At 63.6% G+C, this 4,282-nt stretch carries 5 protein-coding genes and 1 pseudogene; all 6 read left to right on the forward strand.

Going from position 1 to position 4,282, the window contains the following annotated elements; translation table 11 throughout:
• Nucleotides 1–292: pseudogene (locus MOV61_RS28685) on the forward strand (uroporphyrinogen-III C-methyltransferase); the annotation flags it as partial.
• Nucleotides 289–603, forward strand: coding sequence for a DUF2849 domain-containing protein (locus tag MOV61_RS28690; RefSeq protein ID WP_247139022.1), 315 nt, complete (start codon nucleotides 289–291; stop codon nucleotides 601–603). The pseudogene MOV61_RS28685 and the gene MOV61_RS28690, both read left to right, overlap by 4 nt.
• A 7-nt stretch (nucleotides 604–610) precedes the next feature.
• Entirely contained in the window at nucleotides 611–2,284 is a 1,674-nt protein-coding gene (locus tag MOV61_RS28695; protein ID WP_247139023.1) for a nitrite/sulfite reductase, read from the forward strand.
• On the forward strand, nucleotides 2,285–2,803 hold the full coding sequence (locus MOV61_RS28700) for a DUF934 domain-containing protein (protein ID WP_247139024.1): 519 nt from the start codon (nucleotides 2,285–2,287) through the stop codon (nucleotides 2,801–2,803).
• Between the two features lie 147 nt (nucleotides 2,804–2,950).
• The gene (locus tag MOV61_RS28705; RefSeq protein WP_247139025.1) at nucleotides 2,951–3,778 is read left to right on the forward strand and encodes a ferredoxin--NADP reductase; all 828 of its coding nucleotides are present in this window, start codon (nucleotides 2,951–2,953) and stop codon (nucleotides 3,776–3,778) included.
• A 322-nt stretch (nucleotides 3,779–4,100) separates the two neighbouring features.
• The coding region (locus MOV61_RS28710) for a hypothetical protein (protein WP_247139026.1) at nucleotides 4,101–4,282 on the forward strand (182 nt) is incomplete at its 3' end.

A 4,282-nucleotide genomic window follows, 5' to 3' on the forward strand; every position in this document is an offset into this window, starting at 1 on the left:
GATCGCCGTCTACATGGGCCGCACGGTTGCCGCCTCCGTCGCCGAACGCCTGATGGGCGCCGGCCTTGCCCCGGAAACCACCGTGGCCGTGATCGAAAATGCCAGCCGCGCCGACCGCCGGCTCTTCCACGGCGTTCTTCGCGAGCTGCCGGACCTGGAAGCGCGCGACGATCTTTCCGGTCCGGTCATGGTGATTATCGGCGAAGCCGTCGCCGGTGCGAATTTCGAAAAGTCCGAACCGCTTTCTCATGGTAAGATTCCGGTTCGCGAGGAAATGGAACAGACAAGATGACTGACAAGGTTCTGACCGCCAACCGCCTTTCCGACGGCATCGCCGTCTGGCTCGATGCGAGCGGCCAATGGGTGGAAAACCTGCAGGACGCGATCGTCGCCCGCCATCCCGAGGCCGTGGCCTCGCTGGAGGCGATCGGCAAGCGCGATTTTGCGCAGAACCGGGTGGTTGACGTCGCCGTCATCGACGTGCAGGAGCAGGACGGCAAGCTCTGGCCGCTGCGTCTTCGCGAACGTATTCGTGCCCAGGGCCCGACCATGGAATATGCTGCCGGCTACCGCCCCGCCGATCCGGCCTTCATCGCAGTTTGAGGAAGTCATGTACCGTTACGACGAATTCGACCACGCTTTTGTTTCGAGCCGCGTGGAGCAGTTCCGCGATCAGGTCGGCCGCCGCCTCGCCGGTGAGCTGGCCGAGGACGCGTTCAAGCCGCTGCGCCTGATGAACGGGGTCTACCTCCAGCTTCACGCCTATATGCTGCGCGTCGCGATCCCTTATGGGACGCTCAATGCCAGGCAGATGCGCATGCTCGCCCATATCGCCCGTAAATACGACCGCGGTTACGGGCATTTCACCACCCGCCAGAACATCCAGTATAACTGGCCGAAACTCTCCGACACGCCGGATATCCTGGCCGAGCTCGCAAGCGTCGAGATGCACGCTCTGCAGACGTCGGGGAACTGCATCCGCAATGTCACCGCCGACCATTTCGCCGGTGCCGCCGCTGATGAAGTCGCCGATCCCAGGCCTTACGCCGAGATCCTGCGCCAGTGGTCGTCGGTCCACCCGGAATTCTCGTATCTGCCGCGCAAATTCAAGATCGCCGTCACCGGCGCCGAGCGCGATCGCGCCGCGATCCAGGTGCATGATATCGGCCTGCACCTGAAGAAGAACGAGGCCGGGGAAATCGGTTTTGCTGTATATGTCGGCGGCGGGCAGGGCCGTACCCCGATGATCGCCAAGAAGATCAAGGATTTCCTCCCCGAGGAAGACCTGCTCTCCTATACGACCGCGATCATGCGCGTGTATAATCTGCATGGCCGCCGCGACAACAAATACAAGGCGCGCATCAAGATCCTCGTCCATGAGACCGGAGCCGAGGAACTGGCCCGCCAGGTGGAGGAGGAATTCTCCCATCTGCAGGGCACCGAGCTGAAGCTGCCGGAGAAGGACATCCAGGCGATCGCCGCCTATTTCGCGCCGCCGGCCCTGGTCGATCGCGCCGAAGGCTGGCCGCAGCTCGCCGGCTGGAAAAAAACCGACGAAAATTTCGCCCGCTGGGTCGACCAGAACGTGCAACCGCACAAACATCCCGACTACGGCATGGTGACGATATCGCTTAAACCCATCGGCGGCATTCCGGGCGACGCTTCCGATGTGCAGATGGACGCGATCGCCGACCTGGCGGAAGAATTCGCCTTCGACGAGATCCGCATCAGCCACGAGCAGAACGTCATCCTGCCGCATGTGGCGCTGGCCGATCTCGAGCCGCTCTATCGGGCGCTGGTGGCCCACAATCTCGCGACCGCTAATGCAGGCTTGATCACCGACATCATCGCCTGTCCGGGGCTGGACTATTGCGCGCTGGCGAACGCCCGTTCGATCCCGCTGTCGCAGGAAATCTCCACCCGCTTTGGTTCGCCGGAGCGCCAGGCCGAGATCGGCGAGCTCAAGATCAAGATTTCCGGCTGCATCAATGCCTGCGGCCATCACCATGTCGGCCATATCGGCCTGCTGGGCGTCGAGAAGAAGGGAACCGAGCTTTACCAGATCACGCTCGGCGGTTCCGGCGACGAAAACACCTCGATCGGCGAGATCATCGGCCGAGGTTTCGAGCCGAACAAGGTGACCGACGCAGTCGAGACGATCGTCGACACCTATCTCGGCCTTCGCCTCGCCAAGGAAGAAACCTTCCTCGAAGCCTATCGCCGTGTCGGACCGCAGCCGTTCAAGGAAGCGCTCTATGGCGACGCCAAGGCGGAGGCGGCGTAAATGACCCAGGAACCAAGACTCTGGAGAGAAACCGGCTTCGTCGCAAACGACCCCTGGGTGATCGAGACCGAGGAGGTGAAGGCGACCGAAGACCAGAAGGTGCTGCTGCCGCTCGACGAGATGATCGCCCGGGCCGAGGAGAGCAACGATGTCGGCCTCGGTGTGCTGATCCGCCCGGCGGACGACGTGCGCAAGCTCGAACCCTATCTCTACCGCCTCGAGATCGTCGCGGTGGATTTCCCGGCCTTCAACGACGGCCGCGCCTTTTCGCATGCCTCGCTGCTGCGTGACCGGCTCGGCTACAGGAATGAGCTGCGCGCGGTCGGCGATGTGCTGATCGACCAGGTGCCGCTGATGCTGCGCTGTGGCATCGACAGCTTTTCGGTGAAGAACGCCACGGCGCTGAAGCGGCTCGAAGAGGGTCGGCTGCCAGGCATCGCCGAGCACTACCAGCCGACGGCCCGCCACGCCGAAAAGGGCGAGGGCTACAGCTGGCGCCGCCGCACGGTGACCGCCTGAGGCCGGGGAACGACCCGCCGAAAGGTGAATTTCCCGCACATATTTTCTGAAAGGCCCGCGACAAAGGCACGCGGATGCCTTCAAATGCGGGCCCAGATGGTATATTTCGCTTCTGCGAAGAACGACGAGACGAAGAGACCGATAGGCATGAACGCTCCAGCAAAGACGGAAGAATTCGCAGTGGCCCAGGTTCAGGCAAAGATCCCGGACGGCGTTTATGCCGAGACGGTGCTCGCCGTCGAGCATTATACCGACCGCCTGTTCCGCTTCCGCATGACGCGACCGGCCGGTTTCCGCTTCCGTTCGGGCGAGTTCGCGATGATCGGCCTGATGGTCGGCGACAAGCCGATCTACCGCGCCTATTCGATCGCCAGCCCTGCCTGGGACGAGGAGCTCGAATTCTTCTCGATCAAGGTGCCGGACGGTCCGCTGACCTCGCACCTGCAGGCGATCAAGCCGGGCGACACGGTGCTGATGCGCAAGAAGCCGACCGGCACGCTGGTGCTCGACGCGCTGACGCCGGGCAAGCGGCTCTACATGTTCTCGACCGGCACCGGCATCGCGCCCTTCGCGAGCCTCATCCGCGACCCCGAGACCTACGAAAAGTTCGACGAGGTCATCCTCACCCATACCTGCCGCGACGTCGCCGAGCTGAAATACGGTTTCGACCTGGTGCACGAGATCAACACCCACGAATTCCTGCACGAGATCGTCGGGGACAAGCTCAAGCACTACCCGACCGTGACCCGCGAGGATTTTAAGTATCGCGGCCGCATCACCGACCTGATCGAGAACGGCAAGCTGTTCACCGACCTCGGCGTCCCCCCGCTCGACCCGCAAGTCGACCGCGGCATGATCTGCGGCTCGACCGCGATGCTGAAGGACACCAAGGACCTGCTCGAAAAGGCCGGCCTCGTCGAAGGCTCCAACAACAAGCCCGGCGAGTTCGTCATCGAACGGGCGTTTGTGGGGTGAGACGCGACGGCCTGCGGCCGGCAAAACGCTCCAGTGGAGCGTTTTGAGCGTCGAACGCCCTGAGCCCAAGCGAAGGGCCGGGATACGGTGCGGCATACGCGATCCCGCCGTTATCCATTCCCTCTAATGCCCCCCCATCGTCCTCCTCCGGCAGGAACTCGCCGAACCTCTCGAAGGCTCCCGCGATGCTGCGGGGAGGCGGGGCGGGTGGAGGAAGGCGGATGCGCCGCAGCCATCCCCGAACCGCGGGGCGGGCCGCTTGGCTGTCGCAAAGCGCGAAGACGGCTGCGCAGGCGCCTTGCCTCAGCATGAAAGACTGTCCATGGCCGACCGCTTCCGGCAGGCCTTGCCACGCGGAGAAGTTCTCGGCGCAGAGGACGGCGACCCGTTGCTGGGCGACAAACAGTTCGCGGTGACAATCCTGCAGGACGCTGATGCAGGCGGGTTCGCCCGCGGTGGAGACTTCGGCGGTGCAACGGCCGGTGCGTCGGCACGCGCGGCGCC

Origin of the sequence: Neorhizobium sp. BETTINA12A (genome assembly GCF_023006485.1) — a bacterium.
In the GTDB taxonomy this organism is placed as follows: domain Bacteria; phylum Pseudomonadota; class Alphaproteobacteria; order Rhizobiales; family Rhizobiaceae; genus Neorhizobium.

Excerpts from the sequence above, each read along its gene's own strand:
- MOV61_RS28690 (WP_247139022.1), top strand. The coding sequence starts at position 289 with ATGACTGACAAGGTTCTGACCGCCAACCGCCTTTCCGACGGCATCGCC.
- MOV61_RS28695 (WP_247139023.1), top strand. The coding sequence starts at position 611 with ATGTACCGTTACGACGAATTCGACCACGCTTTTGTTTCGAGCCGCGTG.
- MOV61_RS28700 (WP_247139024.1), top strand. The coding sequence starts at position 2,285 with ATGACCCAGGAACCAAGACTCTGGAGAGAAACCGGCTTCGTCGCAAAC.
- MOV61_RS28705 (WP_247139025.1), top strand. The coding sequence starts at position 2,951 with ATGAACGCTCCAGCAAAGACGGAAGAATTCGCAGTGGCCCAGGTTCAG.